This is a genomic window from Bacillus solimangrovi, from assembly GCF_001742425.1.
Classification (GTDB): domain Bacteria; phylum Bacillota; class Bacilli; order Bacillales; family Bacillaceae_N; genus Bacillus_AV; species Bacillus_AV solimangrovi.
On sequence record NZ_MJEH01000061.1, the window covers coordinates 74402 to 94513 of the forward strand.

General features: G+C 36.4%; 17 protein-coding genes and 1 other annotated feature. Of the genes, 14 read left to right on the forward strand and 3 right to left on the reverse strand.

The annotated features are described in order from the left end of the window. Nucleotides 1-98 precede the first annotated feature (98 nt). Nucleotides 99-359: a preprotein translocase subunit YajC gene (gene yajC, locus BFG57_RS16000; RefSeq protein ID WP_069718495.1), complete on the forward strand. Its 261-nt coding sequence runs from the start codon at nucleotides 99-101 to the stop codon at nucleotides 357-359. Nucleotides 360-524: 165 nt separating this feature from the next. Here the strand turns inward: yajC and BFG57_RS16005 are convergent, their stop codons facing one another. Continuing rightward, nucleotides 525-902: a TIGR04086 family membrane protein gene (locus BFG57_RS16005; protein ID WP_069718496.1), complete on the reverse strand. Its 378-nt coding sequence runs from the start codon at nucleotides 900-902 to the stop codon at nucleotides 525-527. Between the two features lie 153 nt (nucleotides 903-1055). Here BFG57_RS16005 and BFG57_RS16010 point away from each other — a divergent pair, with 153 nt between their 5' ends. After that, nucleotides 1056-2345 carry an ArsB/NhaD family transporter gene (locus BFG57_RS16010; protein ID WP_069718497.1) on the forward strand — a complete coding sequence of 430 codons (1290 nt, stop codon included), beginning with the start codon at nucleotides 1056-1058 and terminating at the stop codon, nucleotides 2343-2345. 86 nt (nucleotides 2346-2431) lie between these two features. Next, nucleotides 2432-3094 (forward strand): DUF421 domain-containing protein, encoded by a 663-nt coding sequence (locus tag BFG57_RS16015; RefSeq protein WP_069718498.1) that lies wholly within the window; start codon nucleotides 2432-2434, stop codon nucleotides 3092-3094. Between the two features lie 18 nt (nucleotides 3095-3112). Here BFG57_RS16015 and spoVB read toward each other — a convergent pair whose 3' ends face one another. Continuing rightward, complete coding sequence (gene spoVB / locus BFG57_RS16020) at nucleotides 3113-4687, reverse strand: stage V sporulation protein B (RefSeq protein ID WP_069718499.1); 1575 nt, start codon at nucleotides 4685-4687, stop codon at nucleotides 3113-3115. Between the two features lie 235 nt (nucleotides 4688-4922). Here spoVB and BFG57_RS16025 point away from each other — a divergent pair, with 235 nt between their 5' ends. From BFG57_RS16025 to dtd, 9 genes are all read left to right on the forward strand, one after another. Further along, complete coding sequence (locus BFG57_RS16025; RefSeq protein ID WP_069718500.1) at nucleotides 4923-5411, forward strand: COG2426 family protein; 489 nt, start codon at nucleotides 4923-4925, stop codon at nucleotides 5409-5411. Nucleotides 5412-5481: 70 nt separating this feature from the next. Continuing rightward, nucleotides 5482-5778 (forward strand): post-transcriptional regulator, encoded by a 297-nt coding sequence (locus BFG57_RS16030; RefSeq protein WP_069718501.1) that lies wholly within the window; start codon nucleotides 5482-5484, stop codon nucleotides 5776-5778. 365 nt (nucleotides 5779-6143) lie between these two features. Then, the gene (gene secDF / locus BFG57_RS16035; RefSeq protein WP_069718502.1) at nucleotides 6144-8405 is read left to right on the forward strand and encodes a protein translocase subunit SecDF; all 2262 of its coding nucleotides are present in this window, start codon (nucleotides 6144-6146) and stop codon (nucleotides 8403-8405) included. 241 nt (nucleotides 8406-8646) lie between these two features. Beyond that, nucleotides 8647-9555: a cation diffusion facilitator family transporter gene (locus tag BFG57_RS16040; protein WP_069718503.1), complete on the forward strand. Its 909-nt coding sequence runs from the start codon at nucleotides 8647-8649 to the stop codon at nucleotides 9553-9555. A 48-nt stretch (nucleotides 9556-9603) separates the two neighbouring features. Next, nucleotides 9604-9957: a LapA family protein gene (locus BFG57_RS16045; protein ID WP_069718504.1), complete on the forward strand. Its 354-nt coding sequence runs from the start codon at nucleotides 9604-9606 to the stop codon at nucleotides 9955-9957. A 175-nt stretch (nucleotides 9958-10132) separates the two neighbouring features. Continuing rightward, nucleotides 10133-12487, forward strand: a complete 2355-nt coding sequence (gene recJ, locus BFG57_RS16050) for a single-stranded-DNA-specific exonuclease RecJ (RefSeq protein ID WP_069718505.1) — start codon at nucleotides 10133-10135, stop codon at nucleotides 12485-12487. Then, nucleotides 12487-12999, forward strand: a complete 513-nt coding sequence (locus tag BFG57_RS16055) for an adenine phosphoribosyltransferase (RefSeq protein ID WP_069718506.1) — start codon at nucleotides 12487-12489, stop codon at nucleotides 12997-12999. The genes recJ and BFG57_RS16055 overlap by 1 nt, the downstream gene beginning before the upstream one ends. 178 nt (nucleotides 13000-13177) lie before the next feature. After that, nucleotides 13178-15373, forward strand: a complete 2196-nt coding sequence (locus BFG57_RS16060; protein ID WP_069718507.1) for a RelA/SpoT family protein — start codon at nucleotides 13178-13180, stop codon at nucleotides 15371-15373. 123 nt (nucleotides 15374-15496) lie between these two features. Beyond that, on the forward strand, nucleotides 15497-15952 hold the full coding sequence (gene dtd / locus BFG57_RS16065; RefSeq protein ID WP_069718508.1) for a D-aminoacyl-tRNA deacylase: 456 nt from the start codon (nucleotides 15497-15499) through the stop codon (nucleotides 15950-15952). 139 nt (nucleotides 15953-16091) lie between these two features. Here dtd and BFG57_RS16070 read toward each other — a convergent pair whose 3' ends face one another. Then, on the reverse strand, nucleotides 16092-18059 hold the full coding sequence (locus tag BFG57_RS16070) for an N-acetylmuramoyl-L-alanine amidase family protein (RefSeq protein WP_069718509.1): 1968 nt from the start codon (nucleotides 18057-18059) through the stop codon (nucleotides 16092-16094). Between the two features lie 182 nt (nucleotides 18060-18241). Between BFG57_RS16070 and BFG57_RS19110 the strand changes: the two genes are divergently transcribed. Further along, nucleotides 18242-18418, forward strand: coding sequence for a hypothetical protein (locus tag BFG57_RS19110; RefSeq protein ID WP_175428377.1), 177 nt, complete (start codon nucleotides 18242-18244; stop codon nucleotides 18416-18418). A 107-nt stretch (nucleotides 18419-18525) separates the two neighbouring features. After that, nucleotides 18526-18756: a binding site (T-box leader), on the forward strand. Between the two features lie 77 nt (nucleotides 18757-18833). Beyond that, on the forward strand, nucleotides 18834-20105 hold the full coding sequence (gene hisS / locus BFG57_RS16075; protein WP_069718510.1) for a histidine--tRNA ligase: 1272 nt from the start codon (nucleotides 18834-18836) through the stop codon (nucleotides 20103-20105). Nucleotides 20106-20112: the final 7 nt, after the last annotated feature.

Consider the following 20112-nt stretch of genomic DNA (forward strand, 5'->3'; position numbering starts at 1 on the left):
GTTTTATGTTATAGATACATTCATGTTGATGTATGAAGTATCACATTTATTGTGAATGTATCTATGAATAATGCTAATTAAAGAAAGGGGGGAAAATGATGCAAAGTATAGTTAGTATTCTTCCACTTATTGTGATGATTGCGATTTTCTACTTTTTGATTATTCGTCCACAGCAGAAGAAACAAAAAGCAGTACAGCAGATGCAATCAGACTTACAAAAAGGAGACCGAATTGTTACAATTGGTGGTCTTCACGGTAAAGTTGATTCACTTGATGAAGATACAATTGTTATCCTATGTGGTGATGGTTCACGTCTAACATATGACCGTAATGCGGTTCGTGAAGTTGTAACAGATTAATAATCACATACATAAAAGTGCGCATTCCATATTTGGGATGCGCACTCTTTATATAAAAAGTAAGTAAATATATAGGTAAGTTGAGTATCATAAATGATTATAGGATTCATTTTTACATGTAAAGTAAACTTGACTCCTATTTATTTTTGATTTGAATAAGTGCCATTAGGCTTTTCTGCTTCGTATATTTACTCCAAGCATACCCCCAATAATGGCTGATAAGATGTAACCTGCATGATAGAGCAATTGTTCTACAGAAAATGATGTTTGATAACCTAAATATTGAACTAGGAATACAAGCATTGTGAAGGCTACACCTGTTGTCATACCAGTTAGCCAACCCTTCTCTTGATTTTTACTGCCTGAAATGAATCCACCCATGAATAATGCAAGGAATGACAAGATGAGAATAACAAAACTTATAGATTGCTCCGTTAAGCTTGTCATCCTTAGTAACAGTGCTAAAATCATACTCGATAGCAGAACAATTATGAAGATCGTAATTACGCCATGTAAAATGGACATCCATGTATGTTTATTCAACGATATCCTCCCTTTCCGTTGAAAGCTTGTCTTGATACAAACATATGAAAGTTCAGTACGTTCTAGAATCATAACTTTTCACTAGGAGTAGTGATTTTTGCGAATTGAACTTCATAAGAATAAAAGGAAGGTGGACAAGGGGGGGCTTCCTTAATGGAAATGGTTTTGTCGCTTATTATCTTTGGCGGCTGTTATGTGTTACTTGTACTTGAAAAGTGGAATAGAGCTCTTGTTGCAGGAGCAGGCGGAGTATTGATGGTACTTGCTGGTATATACACACTTGACCAAGCATTTGGTGAGTACATTGATTGGAATACAATAGCTTTATTATTTTCAATGATGATTCTCGTTTCATTAGCAAGTAAGACAGGCGTGTTCGAATATATAGCTGTTGCAGTTGCTCAAAGTGTAGAAGGTAGACCAGTTCCTTTAATGTTCATGATGGCATTGATTACTGCAGTAGGTTCTGCCCTATTAGACAATGTCACAACTGTATTACTATTCGCACCCGTATTGCTAACGATGACATCCCGGTTAGATCTACCTTCTACACCGTATTTAATTGTACTAATCCTTTCTTCTAATATTGGGGGAACAGCAACTTTGATTGGTGATCCACCAAATATTATGATAGGCCAAGCTGTAAAAGATTTAACGTTTAACGATTTTGCAATTAACCTTGGACCTGTTGTGCTGGTTATATTTATTTCAGTTATGGGTGGACTTTTCTTTTTCTATCGGAAGCAATTACATGTAGAAGAAGAGAAAAGACAGCAATTGATGAATATGAATGCTTCTTCTTATTTGCGTAAAGACCGTACCCTCTTTCAATGTTTAGTCGTTTTAGCATGTACAATTCTTGGATTTGTACTTCATCCTCTCTTGCATGTGGAATTAACGAGTGTTGCGATGGCAGGTGCATTATTATTAATGTTACTTACATATAAAGAGTTTGCTGTTGAGGATGTTCTTCGTAATGTAGAGTGGGTGACACTATTTTTCTTTGTCGGTTTATTTATGCTTGTTGGTGGATTAGAGAGTACAGGAATTATTGATGAAATTGCAAGAAGTATTATTTTCTATACAGAAGGTGATCTTGCCAAGACTTCGTTATTTATTTTATGGATATCAGGAATTCTTTCTGGTTTTATTGATAACATTCCTTTTGTAGCTGCAATGATTCCAGTAATACTAGAATTTAAAGATTATGGGATGAGTAATATCGATCCACTATGGTGGTCACTAGCATTAGGGGCTTGTCTTGGGGGCAATGGGACATTAATTGGAGCATCAGCCAATGTTGTAGTAGCTGGTCTTGCGTCTGGAGCAAAGCAACCTATAAAATTTATAGAATTTTTTAAAGTTGGAATGCCTATTGTAATATTTTCAATGGTGATTTCTTCAATTTATTTATATGTACGTTACTTGATTTTCTTTAATTAATGGAAACTGTAATGAGCACCTTGCTTCATAATTTATCTTTCAATGGTAAATATTAATGAAAGATGAGATGAAACGGGGTGCTTTTGATGGATATAATAACGCTTATTTTACGAACAGTTCTTCTTTATTTTTTAATATTGTTAGCGTTTCGAGTAATGGGGAAACGTGAAATTGGTGAGTTAAGTATATTAGATTTAGTTATATTTATAATGTTAGCGGAGTTAGCTGTTTTGTCTATTGAGGACACAGATGTTTCATTATTAACGACGATTGTTCCAATGACAGTCTTAGTTGTAGTTCAAGTGGGAATGGCTTATCTTTCTTTGAAGAGTCAATGGTTAAGAGAGTTTATCGATGGAAAGCCTTCGATTCTAATTAATAAAGGGAAAATTGATGAAAAAGAAATGAGGAAGCAACGGTATAATTTCGACGATTTAATGATTCAATTACGTGAGAAGGATATCAAAAGTGCGGCAGATGTTGAGTTTGCTATCCTTGAACCTTCAGGAAAACTATCGGTGTTTGCAAAAGAAGATCATGAAGATGCTTCTGAAGGACTAGCTCCATTACCACTTGTAATAGACGGAGTTATCCAGACGGAGAATCTAGCTGTTATGGAATATTCAAAGGAATGGCTACTAAGAAAATTAAAGGATAAAGGTTATGATCAATTAAGTGGTATATCGTATTGTTCAATTAATGAGGATGGAGAAATATTTGTCGATAAAGAAGATGAAGAGAAGAAGTGACCAGATTTGGATTTCTGGTTACTTCTTCTTTTGTGTAAATAGTTGTAAGAGAGGTCTGAGAAATGGAATGCGTGTGAGTTCTTCGTATGTGACCAACTTAAAAATTAAAAGTAATACGAAATAACATAAAGAAGTTCCTAATAAGGCAATCAATGTTTTTGATAGTAGAGTAAGATTTGTAGAGAGGGATATATACAAATAATGACCGACAATTCCAGATAACGCCATAACTATAAAGCTTTTTAAATAATCCATTGCATAGATGGTATATTGAATCGCTTTTATAATCGTTGCGAAATGAAGTATTGTAACGAGTAATACACCGATTGCGATAGCAAGTGCAGTTCCCATCATGCCAAATTCAGGGCGAGATGTAAGTGTGAAGATGGCCGCAATTTTAACAGCTGCACCGATAAGGCTATTTACCATAGCAGCCCTTGCTAAATCTAATCCTTGCAGTGCTGCTTGAAGGGGTGCTTGAAAATAGAAAAATAAGAAAAATGGCGCAAGCATTTGTACATATTGTGCACCACTCGTTTTGTTATACATCAATTGCATAAGTGGCTCAGCAAAAATGTACATAATGACAACGGAAATACCACCAGTAACTAAGGATAAACGTAGTGCTTGTCTTAAGCGGTGTTCGACTAATTGATAATGATTTTTTGCTGCTGCTTCACTTATTGCAGGAACGAGAGAGACAGATAGTGATTGTGTAATGAATGAAGGTAAAAAAAGTAATGGTAATGCATAACCTGTTAACTCACCGTATTGTTTAGTAGAAGCGACTGCTGCAAACCCTGCAATTGCCATACTTTGTGCAACTACAATTGGTTCGAAAAAGTAGGACAATGAACCAATTAATCTGCTTCCGGTTGTTGGAAGTGCAATATTCATTAATTCTGAAAATGTTGCACGTCCAGATGTTATTTGCTTGAAAAAATTCTTTCTTATTTTTATTTTTTTACGAAGTTTGAACATTGTTATCATATAAATCAATGATGCAAGTTCACCGATCACGACCGAAGCCATTGCTCCTGCAGCAGCATATTCAACACCGTATGGAAGAAACATTTTTGTCATTACGGCAACGAGTGTTATCCGAACCACTTGTTCAATTACTTGGGATAGAGCAACAGGTCGCATATTTTGCAAACCTTGAAAGTAGCCTCTTAAGACTGAAGATACAGCTACAATTGGAACAATTGGAGCAATCGCCATTAATGGATAATACGTTCGTGAATCTGTAAGAAAGTGAGTGGAGAGTACAGGTGCAAGAATCATCATACCGCTAGTAAAAATGATACTTAATGTACCTGTTATTGCTAATGAAATCACAAGGATTCTTTTCGTTTTCTTACGCTCACCCTTAATTTCTGCTTCTGCAACTAATTTTGAGATTGCGACTGGTAATCCCATTTGGGTTAACGTAATAGTAAGGATTAATGTCGGTACAGCCATCATATATAGGCCAACACCTTCTTCTCCCATTATACGAGCCACAACAATTCGGTTTATAAAACCGAGAAAGCGGGTGATCAATCCCGCTGTCATTAAGATAAGTGTGCCTTTTAAAAAAGATTGCTTCGTCATCGTTTCCCCCTGCCTTCAAAAAAAGATGGATATCCGTTACAATTATCTATATGCTAATAAGGTGGGCAAGCATGACAAGCTCATGATGGTTTATCAATTGTCAGTGAATAACTCATAGATTCTCCTTACAATAGGCGCGGAGTGAGGGGGATTCAACTGATGAAAGATTTACTTTCGATTAGAAGGAACAGAACTAGGTAAAATAAGATATTAGTAGAAAGAGGAGTGCGAGGGGTTGAAAGAGAAGTTAACAGATTTTGTCATTAATAATTTTGGTTTTTTACCTCCTGAATTGATCGTCATTATTGTTTCGGCAATGCCGATTTTGGAGTTGCGTGGAGGATTACCACTTGCATATGGTTTTTATGAATTCTCATTTTGGAAGTCTTTCTCCTTAAGTTTATTTGGAAATTTCCTTCCGATTATTCCGTTATTATTGTTGTTTCAACCTTTAAGTAATTGGATGCTGCGATTTAATTGGTACGGGAAATTATATAATTGGCTCTACAATAGAACTCTGAAGAAAAGTGGTAATGTTGAGAAATACGGAGCAGTTGGTTTGGTCTTATTCACAGCTGTACCAATCCCAACAACAGGTGCATATATAGCATGTGTGGCAGCTACAATATTCTCAATTCGTTTTCGTTATGCAGTTATTGCAATTACAACCGGGATCTTTATTGCTGGTCTTATGATCGGTCTGTTATCGTATTCCGCGTTTTAATTTTTATAAAGAAAAGCAAGGTTGAGGTGTGATTGAAGTATTTTTATTTTTGATAGGCGGAGGTTTTTATATGAGTATAGATTTGTTTAACCCACATGAAGTGGATACTTACTATCATCAGGTTGAGCCAGCGCTTAGAAGTAAAGTAGAAGAGCTTCATCATCATGGTTATACGAAAGCTACTGAAGAAGAAATATGGAAATGTTTGAAGAAGAAGCGATGGAAGAAAATTGATCAAATTCGATTATATCAAATGGTAAGTGATATCATGACATTAACTGTTCATGAATATATGAGCTTTATCACACAAGAAAATTATAAGAACAATGATTGGTTTGCTGAATTTGAAGAAAATAGACAACAATAGAAGAAATTAAATAGTTATAAGAATATTCCGAAAATTGACTTTTAAAAACTTCTATCACTATAATATGTATATTGGATTATAGAATGGTAAGGAATGTAGATAACCCCATAATATAGAATAATGGCTTCCGTTTATAGTAAAAGGCAAGAGAATGTAACATTTTGAGGAGATAGCATCAACCGCCGAATGCTTGATGTCATTGGTCAATTTGTAAAAGCAACCTTCTCATTAACTCGCCTTAAGCTGTTTGTGAATAGGCGAGTACTTTGCGTTATAACGGATTCTATCTTCGCAACTAAATGGATTGGAAGCAGGTAAGGTTCAATTCGTTGGTACATATGGGAAAATGAAGGAGGAACTTGACTATGGTGAAGAAAGGGCGGATTATTGCCTTTTTTCTTATTGTCCTTTTACTAGGAGGTACAATTGGAACAACCATTGAAGGTGTTGCAAAGAATATTAAGTTAGGCCTAGACTTACAAGGTGGTTTTGAGGTCTTATATGAAGTAGAACCTGTTGAGGAAGGACAAGTTGTAGACAAAGAATTGCTCTTAAGTACAGTTAGTGCATTGAATAAACGTGTCAATGTACTCGGTGTAAATGAGCCAAGCATTCAAATTGAAGGCGATAATCGAATTCGTGTTCAATTAGCAGGTGTTGAAAATCAAAATGAAGCTCGTGAAATTTTATCAACACAAGCAAAAATTTCCTTTCATGATGTTCAAGATAACCTTGTACTAGATGGTACTCAGCTAGAAGAAGGTGGGGCTGCTCAATCATTTAATGAAAACAATCAGCCGATTGTTACTCTAACAGCTAAAAATGCAAGTGACTTTGGTGATGCAACAGAGCACATTCTCTCGCTTGCTCCTAATAACCTCATGGTGACGTGGCTTGATTATGATGAAGAAGTTGATTCTTACGAACAGTACCCAGAAAATGATAAAATCATCTCAGTTGCGAGTGTAAACCAAGTATTAAACACGACAAATATTATGATATCTGGTAACTTCACTGTTGAAGAAGCGAAGCAACTTGCAGACCTCTTAAACGCAGGATCACTTCCAGTTGAATTGAAGGAAATCTATTCGACATCAGTAGGTGCTCAATTTGGTGAGAAGGCACTTGAGAAAACGGTCTATGCTGGTTTAATTGGAATTGCACTTATTTTCTTGTTTATGCTTTTCTATTATCGTTTACCTGGTTTCATTGCGGTTATTACACTGTCCGTTTATATCTTCTTAATCTTACAAGTATTTGATTGGATGAATGGTGTTCTCACGTTGCCTGGTATTGCGGCAATTATTCTCGGTGTCGGGATGGCAGTAGATGCTAATATCATCACATATGAACGGTTAAAAGAAGAATTAAAAGTCGGAAAATCGGTTATGTCTGCTTTCCGCGCAGGTAATCGCAGATCGTTAGCGACAATCTTAGATGCGAACATTACAACGATCCTTGCAGCAACCGTGCTCTTTATATATGGAACGAGCTCAGTAAAAGGTTTTGCAACGATGTTGATTATAAGTATCCTGTTAAGTTTTATTACAGCAGTATATGGTACGCGCTTATTATTAGGACTATGGATAAACAGTCGTATACTAAATAAAAAGTTAAGTTACTTTGGTGTGAAAGAAAGTGAAGTTCATGATATTTCAGAAGGACTTGATAGTGCACCAATTAGTGAACGATTTAAAAGCTTAGACCTTATTAAACACCGTAAAAAGTTTTTCGGTTTTTCAATATCTATGGTAATCGTTGGCGTAGGATTGCTATTGACAATAGGTTTAAATCTAGGGATTGATTTTGCAAGTGGTACACGTGTTGAAGTGTTAGCTAACCAACCACTTAATGCCGAACAAGTACAATCTAGCTTTGAAGCGGTTGATTTAGAACCGAACGAAGTATTGATTTCAGGTACTGATAATGAGATTGGTGTAGCAAGCTTTGTTGGTGTATTAGATAAGGGAGAAATCGCCAATTTAAAAACACACTTCAATAACGAATATGGTGCAGAACCAAGTGTAAGTACCGTATCACCAACAGTAGGAAAAGAGCTTGCAAGAAATGCGTTTATCGCTGTTATGATTGCATCAGTAGGTATTATCATTTACGTTACGATTCGATTTGAATTCTACTTTGCATTGGCAGCTATCGTAGCATTGTTACATGATGCATTCTTTATTATTGCAGCGTTCAGTTTACTTCAGTTTGAGGTTGATATTACCTTCATCGCCGCTGTCTTAACGATAGTTGGTTACTCAATTAATGATACGATCGTTACATTTGATCGAATTCGTGAAAATTTACAACTTAAAAAACGTATTAAATCATACGAAGATTTAGCAGAAGTTGTAAACAGAAGTTTACTTCAAACGTTGGCTCGTTCGATTAATACGATCTTAACAGTTATGTTTGCAGCGGGTGCATTGCTAATCTTTGGTAGTGAATCGATTAGAGGTTTCTCCTTTGCACTTCTTATCGGTTTAGTTGCTGGAACATATTCTTCTCTTTTCATCGCAGCACAGCTGTGGTTAACGTGGAAGCATAAGCAATTAAAGAAAAATGGCTTCAAACCATTAAGAAAAGAAAAAAGTGATCAACCAAAACCTGAAGCACAAGTATAAGTAATTAACAACAGCTGTAGCGCAAAAAGCTACAGCTGTTGTTTTGTTAATAAGAAATTTTAATAAGTATTTACAAAATTTACTACTCCAAATTGACTTATTGATTTACAAATAATAATCTATGTTAAAGTAGTTTAGAATAATATGGTTAGTATAGAAGTGTGAGAAAATTAAACCATTTTTTAAAAGTAGGTAATTGTAATTAAAATTAACGTTTATGCATCTAAAGGTTGGTGAGCATGTGCATAAGGAAGAACGATTTAAAAAGGCTGAGTTTGCAGCGATGGTTGGAATTATTGGAAATATTGTATTAGCAATAATTAAGGTGATACTAGGTACAATTGGGAATAGTCGTGCATTAATTGCTGATGCAGCTCATTCGTTTTCTGATGTAGTTGGGTCTTTGGCGGTTTTTATTGGTTTAAGAGCTGCGAAACAGCCTCCTGATGAAGATCATCCATATGGTCATGGGAAAGCAGAATCTATAGCAGCGATTATCGTTGCAGTTCTGTTGTTTGTTGTTGGGATCGAGATTGCGCTCACCTCTTATAAGTCTTTCTTTAAAGATATTGTCGCTCCTTCTATGGCAGCAGTATATGGGGTTTTATTATCAATTTTCATAAAAGAAGCTATGTTTCAATATAAGTTTCGTTTAGGTAAAAAGATAAAAAGTGATGCAATTATCGTAAATGCATACGAACATCGCTCTGATGTTTATTCTTCACTTGCAGCGTTAGTAGGAATTGTTGCTGCAATGGTTGGAGGAAGGGTTGGGATAGATTGGTTAGTTTATGCTGACCCAGTTGCTGGAATATTTGTCGCAGGTTTAGTTATAAGGATGGCATGGAAACTAGGAGCGGAGTCAATTCATAATACGTTAGATCACGTTCTGCATGAGGAAGAGGAAATTAAACGGTTAAGAGACGTTGTGAATGGAGTTGACGGTGTCAGAGAGATTAATGAATTATTAGCAAGAGAGCATGGTCATTATGTAATCGTTGACATAAAAATCGCAGTTGATCCGTTTATTACAGTTGAAGAAGGCCATTACATTGGCAAATGTGTCAAGGAACAACTTCTTAATGAACCAAATGTTCAAGATGTAATGGTTCATATTAATCCATATAATCTAGAGAAGGAAAGTACATAATGCAATGAAGAGTTCGGTTATTAAGACAATGAGAAAGGGGTGGAATCGGTGAAGGTACAGTGGAATTTGTTATTGGCGTTAGTTTTTGCTTTGATTGTTGCGGTGTTTGCTGTCATTAATGTTGAATCGGTTACTGTAAATTATGCATTTGGCACAGCTGAATGGCCATTAGTTTTAGTGATTTTATGTTCTGCATTACTTGGGGGACTAATTATTGGTTCTACTGGGTTAATACGCTTGTATAAGGTGCAACGCCAAGTAAAACTTCTTCACCGAGAGAAAACTCAGTTAGAAGAAAAGGTTATACGATTAGAAAGTGAAGAAAATGAACAAAAGACTGGTGAAAATTTAGGTTTTAGTTTACATGGTGAACATTCAGAAAAAGATCATACTATCAAGTAACACACTCATCAGCACGAACTTTCTTTCATCCCTTACTAATGATTACATTTAATAAACAAATAAAAGTGAATGATCAACATAATTGGAATATTTATTTCTGATGACATATGGTTAAATCAGTTTACCATCCCTCAACCAATTTTGTATAATAAATAAGTTGAGGGGTGTTTTTAATATGTTAACTGCAAAAACCCGTTGGAAGAAGAAATCATATTCAGAAGCATTAGCACAATCAATTGAAGCAGAATTGCATGTTTCACCACTTGTCGCAAAATTGTTAGCTACAAGGGGAATTGAAACGGTTGAAGAAGCTGAACAGTTTATTCACGTTGACTCACAAACATTTTATGACCCATTTCTTATAGAATCGATGGATGTTGCAGTTGAGAGAATTCATCGTGCCATTTCAAATGGTGAAAAAATACTCGTTTTTGGGGACTATGATGCTGACGGTGTAACGAGTACAACGATTATGATAAAAGCATTACTTGAGCTTAACGCAAATGTTGATTTCTACATTCCTAATCGATTTACTGAAGGTTATGGACCGAATGAACCAGCTTTTCGTAAAGCAAAGCAAGATGGAGTTAGTTTAATTGTAACCGTAGATACAGGCATTTCAGCAACACACGAAGCAGCTGTTGCCAAGGAGCTAGGGTTGGACCTTATTATAACGGATCATCATGAACCACCAGCAGAAATGCCACAAGCTTATGCAATTATCCATCCAAGAGTTGGAGAAAATCACTACCCTTGTGGAGAATTAGCAGGAGCAGGGGTCGCATTAAAAACTGCCCATGCATTGTTGGGGTATCTTCCAGAGCATTTGCTTGTTTTTGCAGCAATAGGTACAATTGCAGATCTCGTACCATTAGTAGATGAGAATCGATTGATTGCTGTAAAAGGTTTACGTCAAATTTCAACTACAACAAATGTTGGTTTACGAGCTTTATTACGTCAAGCAAGTTTACATGATCAGCCAATTACAGAAGAGACAGTGGGTTTTGGTTTAGGTCCGAGAATTAATGCTGTCGGTCGTATGAGTGATGCTACGCCTGCTGTTCATTTATTCATGACTGATGATGATGAGGAAGCGACATTTCTTGCTAAGCAAGTAGATAAATTCAATAAAGAACGTCAACAAGTCGTTCAGGTTATGACTGAAGAGGCTGTCCAAGAGGTTGAACAGTTAATGGAGCAAGAGGACCCAGCAGTTATTGTCATTGCTCGTGAAGGTTGGAATGCAGGTGTTATAGGTATTGTTGCTTCAAGACTTGTTGATCGCTTCTACCGGCCTACGATCGTCTTATCTATTGATGAGGAAAAAGGAGAAGCTAAAGGCTCAGCACGAAGCATTACAGGTTTTCATATGTATGACAACCTAGTACAGTGTTCAGATTTATTAGTAGGATTTGGTGGACATCCAATGGCAGCGGGAATGACAATTCGTACTGAACATATTGATGAATTTCATAGAAGGTTAAACCAATTTGCAAAGCAGATATTATCTGATGAAGACTTCACTCCGATTGATTATATTGATATTGTTTGTAATGCAGATGATATTAATTTAGATGTAATTGAGCAATTTAATAAACTAGCACCGTTTGGAATGGCAAATCCAAAGCCTAAAGTTATGCTTCAAGATTCCAATTTGAAACTAATCCGCCGTATTGGTAGCGATCAGAACCATTTGAAAGTAGGAATTGATAGCAGTAATGGTACTTTGGATGGAATTGGCTTCGGTCTTGGTTATTTGTATGATGAGATTTCACCTACCTCGCGTATTTCGTGGTATGGAGAACTATCGATTAACGAATGGAACGGATTAAGAAAACCACAGATTATGATTCAAGATGTAGAAATTACAGATTGGCAGCTTTTTGATTTACGAGGAAAAAAGAATATTGATAAGCAACTTCAATCGATTCCTATTAATAAATTAATGATTTTAACCTTTCGTAGTAAATCAATTCAACGCTTGAAGTTGAATGCGTTCCAAGAGAGTATTATCGACCTTGAAATACACAAGGGAAAGATTGATGTTACAGATAAGTATGTCGTATTAATTGACTTGCCATTAAGAAAAGAGCAGCTAAAAACTATATTCGCAGATGGAGCACCCGAGAGGATTTATGCTGTATTAGATCATGAAGATGATCATTATTTCAGCATGTTACCATCAAGAGATCATTTTAAATGGTATTATGGGTTTTTATTAAAGCAACAGCCATTTCAGTTAGACAAGCATGCTCCATTACTAGCGAAGAGAAAAGGCTGGCCGACAGATATGATTTATTTTATGTCAGAGGTGTTTTTTGAGCTTAATTTTGCTAGAATAGAAAATGGTCTAGTTTATTTAATGGAAAAACCTACTAAGAAAGATATTGCAGATTCAATAAAGTATCAGCAAAAGAAGGAACAGATGACACTAGAAAATGACTTTGTCTATTCTTCATATGAATCATTGCGAAAATCATTTGAAGAAATGTGTGAAGTTGGCTTGAAGTTAGAGGAGGAAGTATTGTAATGGATTATAAGAAGTATATAACAATTGTAGAAGATTGGCCGAAAGAGGGCGTCAGATTTAAAGATATCACAACATTGATGGATAATGGAACAGCATATAAAAGTGCAGTAGATGAGATTGTTGAATATGCAAAAAAACAAGAAGTAGATCTTATTGTTGGCCCTGAGGCGCGTGGATTTATTGTGGGTTGCCCGGTGTCATATTCGCTAGAAATCGGATTTGCACCTGTTCGTAAGCCAGGAAAATTACCACGTGAAGTGATAAAACAAGATTATGGTCTAGAATACGGCAAAGACGTATTAACGATGCATAAAGACGCAATCAAGCCTGGACAACGTGTTTTAATTACAGACGACCTACTTGCAACTGGAGGTACAATGGAAGCAACAATCAAACTTGTTGAGCAACTTGGTGGTATTGTTGTAGGACTAGCCTTTTTAATTGAATTAACATATTTAAATGGTCGTGATAAACTTAAAGGTTATGATGTGTTAACATTAATGGAATACTAATTTCTGGAATATCTTAATCTTAAAGAGTGCTCTTTTTACGAAAAGGGGTACTCTTTGTTTGCATTTTTGAACATTTACGATAACGTATAATTATATTGTATGATTTTAGTCCTTTACATTGTCCGTTTTTTTCAAGATAATAAAAGCAAAATCTAATCAAATCATTTTAGGTGATACAATGGCTAAAGATAGGGTGTTAACAGCTGAACAAGTAATTGATCTTGTTCGGGAATATTTGTCTGAAGAAGATACATTATTTGTTGAAGAAGCCTATAAGTTTGCTGCAACAGCGCATCGTGAACAATATCGAAAATCAGGAGAGCCTTATATTATCCACCCTATTCAAGTGGCAGGTATATTGGCAGAACTGAGACTTGATCCTGTAACGGTTGCTGCTGGCTTTCTTCATGATGTTGTCGAAGATACCGACTATACACTTGAAGATATTGAGAAGGCATTTAATAAAGAGGCTGCCATGCTTGTTGATGGTGTTACGAAGCTTGGGAAGATTAAATATAAGTCAAAGGAAGCGCAACAAGCTGAGAACCATCGTAAAATGTTCGTTGCGATGGCACAAGACATTCGTGTCATTCTCATCAAACTGGCAGACCGTTTACACAATATGCGTACGTTGAAACATCTCCCACCAGAAAAACAACGGAGAATCTCGAATGAAACGTTGGAGATTTTTGCTCCTCTAGCTCATCGTTTAGGTATATCAACGATAAAATGGGAATTAGAGGATACAGCTTTACGTTATTTAAATCCTCAGCAATATTATCGTATTGTAAATTTGATGAAAAATAAGCGAAATGAACGTGAACAGTATGTTCAAGAAGTAATCAACGAAATAGATTCACGATTAGAGAGTGTACATGTAGAGGCTGAAATTTCAGGTAGGCCAAAGCATATATATAGTATTTATCGCAAAATGGCATTACAAAATAAACAATTCAATGAAATTTATGACTTACTTGCTGTTCGGGTACATGTTGATAGCATTAAAGATTGTTACGCTGCGTTAGGAATTATCCACACATGTTGGAAACCAATGCCAGGTCGATTTAAGGATTATATAGCTATGCCAAAGGCAAACATGTATCAATCTTTGCATACGACTGTGATCGGTCCAAAAGGAGATCCGCTTGAGGTACAAATTCGAACACACGAGATGCATGAAGTTGCTGAGTATGGTGTTGCGGCACATTGGGCCTATAAAGAAGGAAAGAAACTTAATGAGAACCAAGCAAGCCTTCAAGAAAAGATGAGCTGGTTCCGTGAAATATTAGAATGGCAAAATGATACAAATGACGCGGAAGAGTTTATGGAGTCATTGAAAATCGACCTATTCTCTGACATGGTGTTTGTCTTCACGCCTAAAGGTGATGTCTTTGAACTACCAAAAGGTTCCGTTCCTATTGATTTTGCTTATCGAGTTCACACAGAAGTAGGTAATAAAACAATTGGCTCAAAGGTAAACGGCAAAATGGTTCCACTCGATTATAAGTTATGTACAGGTGATATAGTCGAGATTTTGACCTCAAAACATTCATATGGTCCGAGTCAAGATTGGCTTAAATTAAGTCAAACATCGCAAGCGAAGAATAAGATTCGACAATATTTCAAAAAACAACGTAGAGATGAGAATGTTGCGAAAGGTAAGGAGCTTGTTGATAAAGAAATCAGACGTCATGAAATTGAGCCAAATGAAGTATTAACTACTGAGAACATTAAACGTGTTGTCGAGAAGTTTCATTTTTCCAATGAAGAGGATATGTATGCAGCAGTCGGCTACAATGGTATAACTGCAGCCCAAATTGCTACTCGATTGACAGAGAAAATACGTAATCAGCGAGATGTAGATTTGGAAAATGTCATTGAAGAAGTGATTTCTGAGGCGAAGCGTACACCACTTAAACGAACGGATACAGGTGTACACGTAAAAGGAGTAAGTAACTTACTCGTACGTCTTTCCAAGTGTTGTAACCCCGTTCCTGGAGATGATATTGTCGGGTATATTACTAAAGGTCGCGGTGTTTCGGTGCACAGAACAGACTGTGCGAATGTTAATAATGAGGAAGCCAAGCAAAGACTTCTTGAGGTTGAGTGGGAAGGTAGTGGCAAAGAAACGAAGTCCTACAATGTCGATATAGAAATTACGGGCTTTGATCGCAATGGTTTACTGAACGAAGTATTACATGTTGTGAATAATACGAATACAAGTATTACTGCTGTATCTGGACGAACGGATCGTGATAAGATGGCGTTAATTCATATGACATTATCTATTCATAACATAAGTCATTTACAGAAGGTTGCAGATCGGATTAAACAAATACCTGACGTATACACGGTGAGACGAATTACACAATAATGTTAAGGTTCTATTTATGTGTATGTTTATTCCTTATGTACACATCAGTAGATTTGTACAGTAATGAAGTGAAGATTTGCGTATCAATTCATGCAGGATAATGTAGTTGGAGGATTTAAGAAAATGAAAGTTGTTGTTCAACGTGCGAAGGAAGCAAAAGTAATTGTTGATGGAGAAACAGTTGGTAGCCTTGATCAAGGTCTAATGTTACTCGTAGGAATTACACATGATGATACTGTTGAAGATCTTATAAATGTAGCAGACAAAATTGCCAATTTACGTATCTTTGAAGATGAAGATGGGAAGATGAATCTTTCTCTGTTAGATGTAAACGGTGGTGTCCTTTCTGTGTCTCAGTTCACTCTATATGCAGATACGAGAAAAGGTAGACGACCTAATTTTATGGCTGCAGCTAAACCGGACTTCGCAAATGAGATGTATGAACAATTCAATCATCAGTTAAGGGAAAAGGGAATTCGTGTTGAGACAGGGCGTTTCGGTGCGATGATGGATGTCTCTTTTACAAATGATGGTCCTGTAACGATTATAATTGAAAGTGAAAATGGAAAAATTATATAGAAATACGCTTGTTTCTGGTGTAGAATCATGTTCAAGATAATTTAAAACGAACCCCCTGCTCAAACATTTTGAGCAGGGGGTCTTTTATTAGCGAGCAATAGAGTAGAAGTGTCGAGCTTCAAAAACTATTCCTATCTACTTATGAATGTTTAAAATAATCGACAAGCCCATCATAGATCGCTTGTACAGCTTGTTCCTGATATTGTGATGTATTCACAAGAGCTTCCTCATTTGCATTTGATAGGAAACCAAGCTCGATTAATGCAGCGGGTTGATAATTTTCACGCACTACGTGTAGATCTCCAAATTTTGCTGTACGATCTTTTCGTTTCGTCTGTGTAATTAATTGTTTATGGATCGCCGAAGCGAGAGGATAATCCTTTTGTTTATTATAATAAAACGACCCTACTCCGTTCACACTTGTATCACGGACACTATCATAATGAAGGCTAACGAAGGCATCTGCTTCGTAATGGTGCGAGATACTAACTCGATATTTCAATGTAAGTTTCCGATCGTCTTTACGAGTGAGAATCACTTGAGCGTTCGACTGTTTTAATTTCTCTGCTAAGGCTAACGCTGTTTTTAATGTTAAGTCTTTTTCTTCTGTTCCAGTAAAGCCTGTAGTTCCACTATCATCTCCACCATGACCTGGGTCAATGACAATTACTTTCCCGTTTAGCGGATTAGATTGGTCATTTTTCGGTTTCAAGTTTGTAGCGACTATCCATGAAGCAACATAGGCTTTTTTCCCATTTGTAATCTTAATTTCATACCAATCTCGATCATGTTTGATTGCCTGATATGTAGTGCCCTTCGAAGCATTTCCAACGATTTTCCCTGTTAATGAAGGTTCACTTCTTAAGTTTGTTCCTTCGTTTAATATCGTTATCGTCTCAGCTTCAATAGGTTCTATAGAAGAGAGGTCTACTAGGTATTCGTTATAGACCCAGCCTGTCCCATTTTCTGTTTTAACTTTACTCCATTTGTCTTGTTCAACTAGAACACTTACTTGCTCAGACTCTATAAACTTCCCAATAATTGGTGAATCTAGTGAAGGTTCTTTACGGACATTCAAAATTGTTGCCGTAACAACTTGTTTTTTCTCAGTAGAGAGTGCTGTTTGTTCATTTGTTTCTGAGACAAATGATGCGTTTATCCACCCTTTTTGATCGCCAACTAATTCGTACCATTCATCTTGTTTCTCGTTAACTGCAAGTATGTCATTTATTGTCACTTTACCAACAATCTCACTTGTTGTTGATGGTTGTTTTCGAATGTTTAACGAATCTACGTTAACTGTTACCCATTTTTGTTCAATTTCTATTGGAGCGGTTTGTTTTTCGGTTGTAAATTCTGCTGCTACCCAACCCGTTTTGTTTTCGGTTTTCACTTGCAACCATTCATCAGTCTGTTGAATTACTTGGACTATTTCACCTTCTTTCAACTGTCCAACTATATCACTAGTTGTATTAGCTGATTGACGGATGTTAAGGATGGGAACTATTACAGTTACTGTTTTTTCTTCAGGTTCCTCTACCGATTCAGATTGTGGATTATTGTTATTACTTGCTGTTAAATAACGTGAAGCAGCCCAACCAGTAGTGTCGTTATATTGAATTTTAGTCCAATCACCTTGTTCGGAAACTTTTGTATAATTTTTGTTTTTATCCATGTAACCTAGAGATTCGTAATCTAAGCCAGGTCCGTTACGAACACGAAGGTTATCTACGGTACTTATTACATATTCTGAAGTCGATACTTTTTCTTTCTCTTTCTCTATTACTAATTCTGTATCTTTTTCCACGTTATTTTGATTTGCAGAAGCAGTATTATCGATTGTTTCTAATAACCAAGAAGCGATCCAGCCACTTGTACCGTTATTTAATTTTATTTTAGACCAATCGTTTTGTTGATCAATGAGTTCAAATGTATTGCCCTTTTCTATTTCTGTAAGAACTTTACCACCGATGTTTGGTGCATCTCTTACAATAACAGAGTCAGAAATAATAGTAACTTGCTGTGCGTATGTTTGATTAATTGATAATGAAAAGATAGAAAGCAATAGTGTAAGTATTAAGCTAAGTGAAATGTGTCGCCTTAACAAGCGAACTCCCCCTTTGTTCTCGATATCCATTTTTTTGAATGTAAGTTGTCATTATTGAGTGGACAGAGGTTCCTGTTCGATTAATTTCGAGTTTATTCTAGTGAAATCCTCGTTATTTTGAAAAATTTTTCTCATTTTGGACATGCTAAAAGTAATTGATAAAATGAGAAAGGACAGATAACATGCGTTCAAATGGAAAAATGATGAGAAGTGGATCACCAGTTCATCAAATGAATCAAACCCATTTTCGTGAAAAAGGTGAGCGTGATGACCATCCTTGGTTGCCAAATGTTATAGAAGAAAGTGGCATAAGTAGCAATGCTTTTAAACAATTTAAAGATTTAACAAACCGATGTTAATTTTACCACAAAAAAACATGAAACTCATGAGGCATTTTCAACTTGACAAGAAGTGAAATCATTCGTAACATAAAGAGAAATTAAATGAAGATCGGAACTAATGAACCGGTGAACCAGTGATAGAGAAAAGTAATTAAGAAAACAAGTGGACAGAGAAGAGTGCCTTGGCTGGAAGCATTCTACACGATGACTTAATGAACGAACACTCTGGAGGTTTCTCTCTGAACAGTATATTACTTACTAGGAGTAGAACGTAGTCAGGCGTTAACTGATTGAGCTGAAAGCAATGGTAAATTGCTTTAATTAGGGTGGCACCGCGGGTAACTCTCGTCCCTTCTTTTTTAGTAAAGAAGGGATGGGAGTTTTTTTATTTCCGAAACATTTTAAAGGTATAGTAAGCAAGGAGGAAACAAGTATGGCAATACAAATTCCACGCGGAACACAAGATATTTTGCCAGGTGATGTAGAAGTTTGGCAATATATAGAAAAGATAGTTCGTGAAGTATGTAGTACGTACCAATATAAAGAAGTGAGAACGCCTATTTTTGAACATACTGAGTTATTCCAACGAGGTGTTGGTGATACGACAGATATCGTTCAAAAGGAGATGTATACATTTAAAGATCGTGGTGATCGTAGTATTACACTTCGTCCAGAAGGTACAGCTTCAACTGTTCGTGCATTTGTTGAAAACAAATTATATGGACAGCCAACACAACCGACGAAATTGTATTATATCGGACCAATGTTCCGTTATGAACGACCACAAGCAGGGCGAATGCGTCAATTCCATCAATTTGGAGTAGAGGCATTAGGTAGTAATGATCCAGCATTAGATGCCGAAGTTTTGGCTCTAGCAATCAACATCTATTCGAAGCTTGGATTAAAAAAGTTAAAGCTTGTTATTAATAGTCTTGGTGATAATGAAAGTCGTACAGCGCATCGAGATGCGTTGGTTGAACACTTTAAACCACGCATCGGAGAGTTTTGTTCAGATTGCCAAGGAAGGTTAGAAAAAAACCCGCTACGCATTCTTGATTGCAAAAAAGATCGTGACCATGAATTAATGGGAACTGCACCAGCAATTCTTGAGTTTCTTAATGAGGAGTCTCACGCTTACTTTGAAAAAGTTAAAGCTTATTTAACAGCTATGGGAATTCAATTTGAAGTCGACTCAACCCTTGTTCGTGGTTTAGATTATTATAATCACACAACATTTGAAATTATGAGTGAAGCTGAAGGATTTGGAGCGATAACAACATTGGCTGGTGGTGGTCGTTATAATGGCTTAGTTGAAGATATCGGAGGGCCCGAAACACCAGGTATTGGGTTTGGATTTGGGATTGAACGTGTTGTCATGGCTCTTCAAGCTGAAAATACATCCTATCCAACGCAAGAAGGCATTGACTGTTATGTAGTTGCGATGGGACCAGAAGCGGAATTGAAAGCAGTTCAACTGTTAAATGAATTACGTCAGAACGGTATTCATGCAGAGAAAGATTATCAAGGTAAGAAGATGAAAGCTCAGTTTAAATCTGCGAATCGTCTTCAAGCAACATATACGGCAGTACTAGGTGATACTGAGTTGGAACAGCAAGTGATAAATGTGAAACATATGGAAACAGGTGAACAAGAACAGATTGCTCTTGATAAGTTCATCGAATACATGAAGAAGGTAACTCAATAAATAAGGG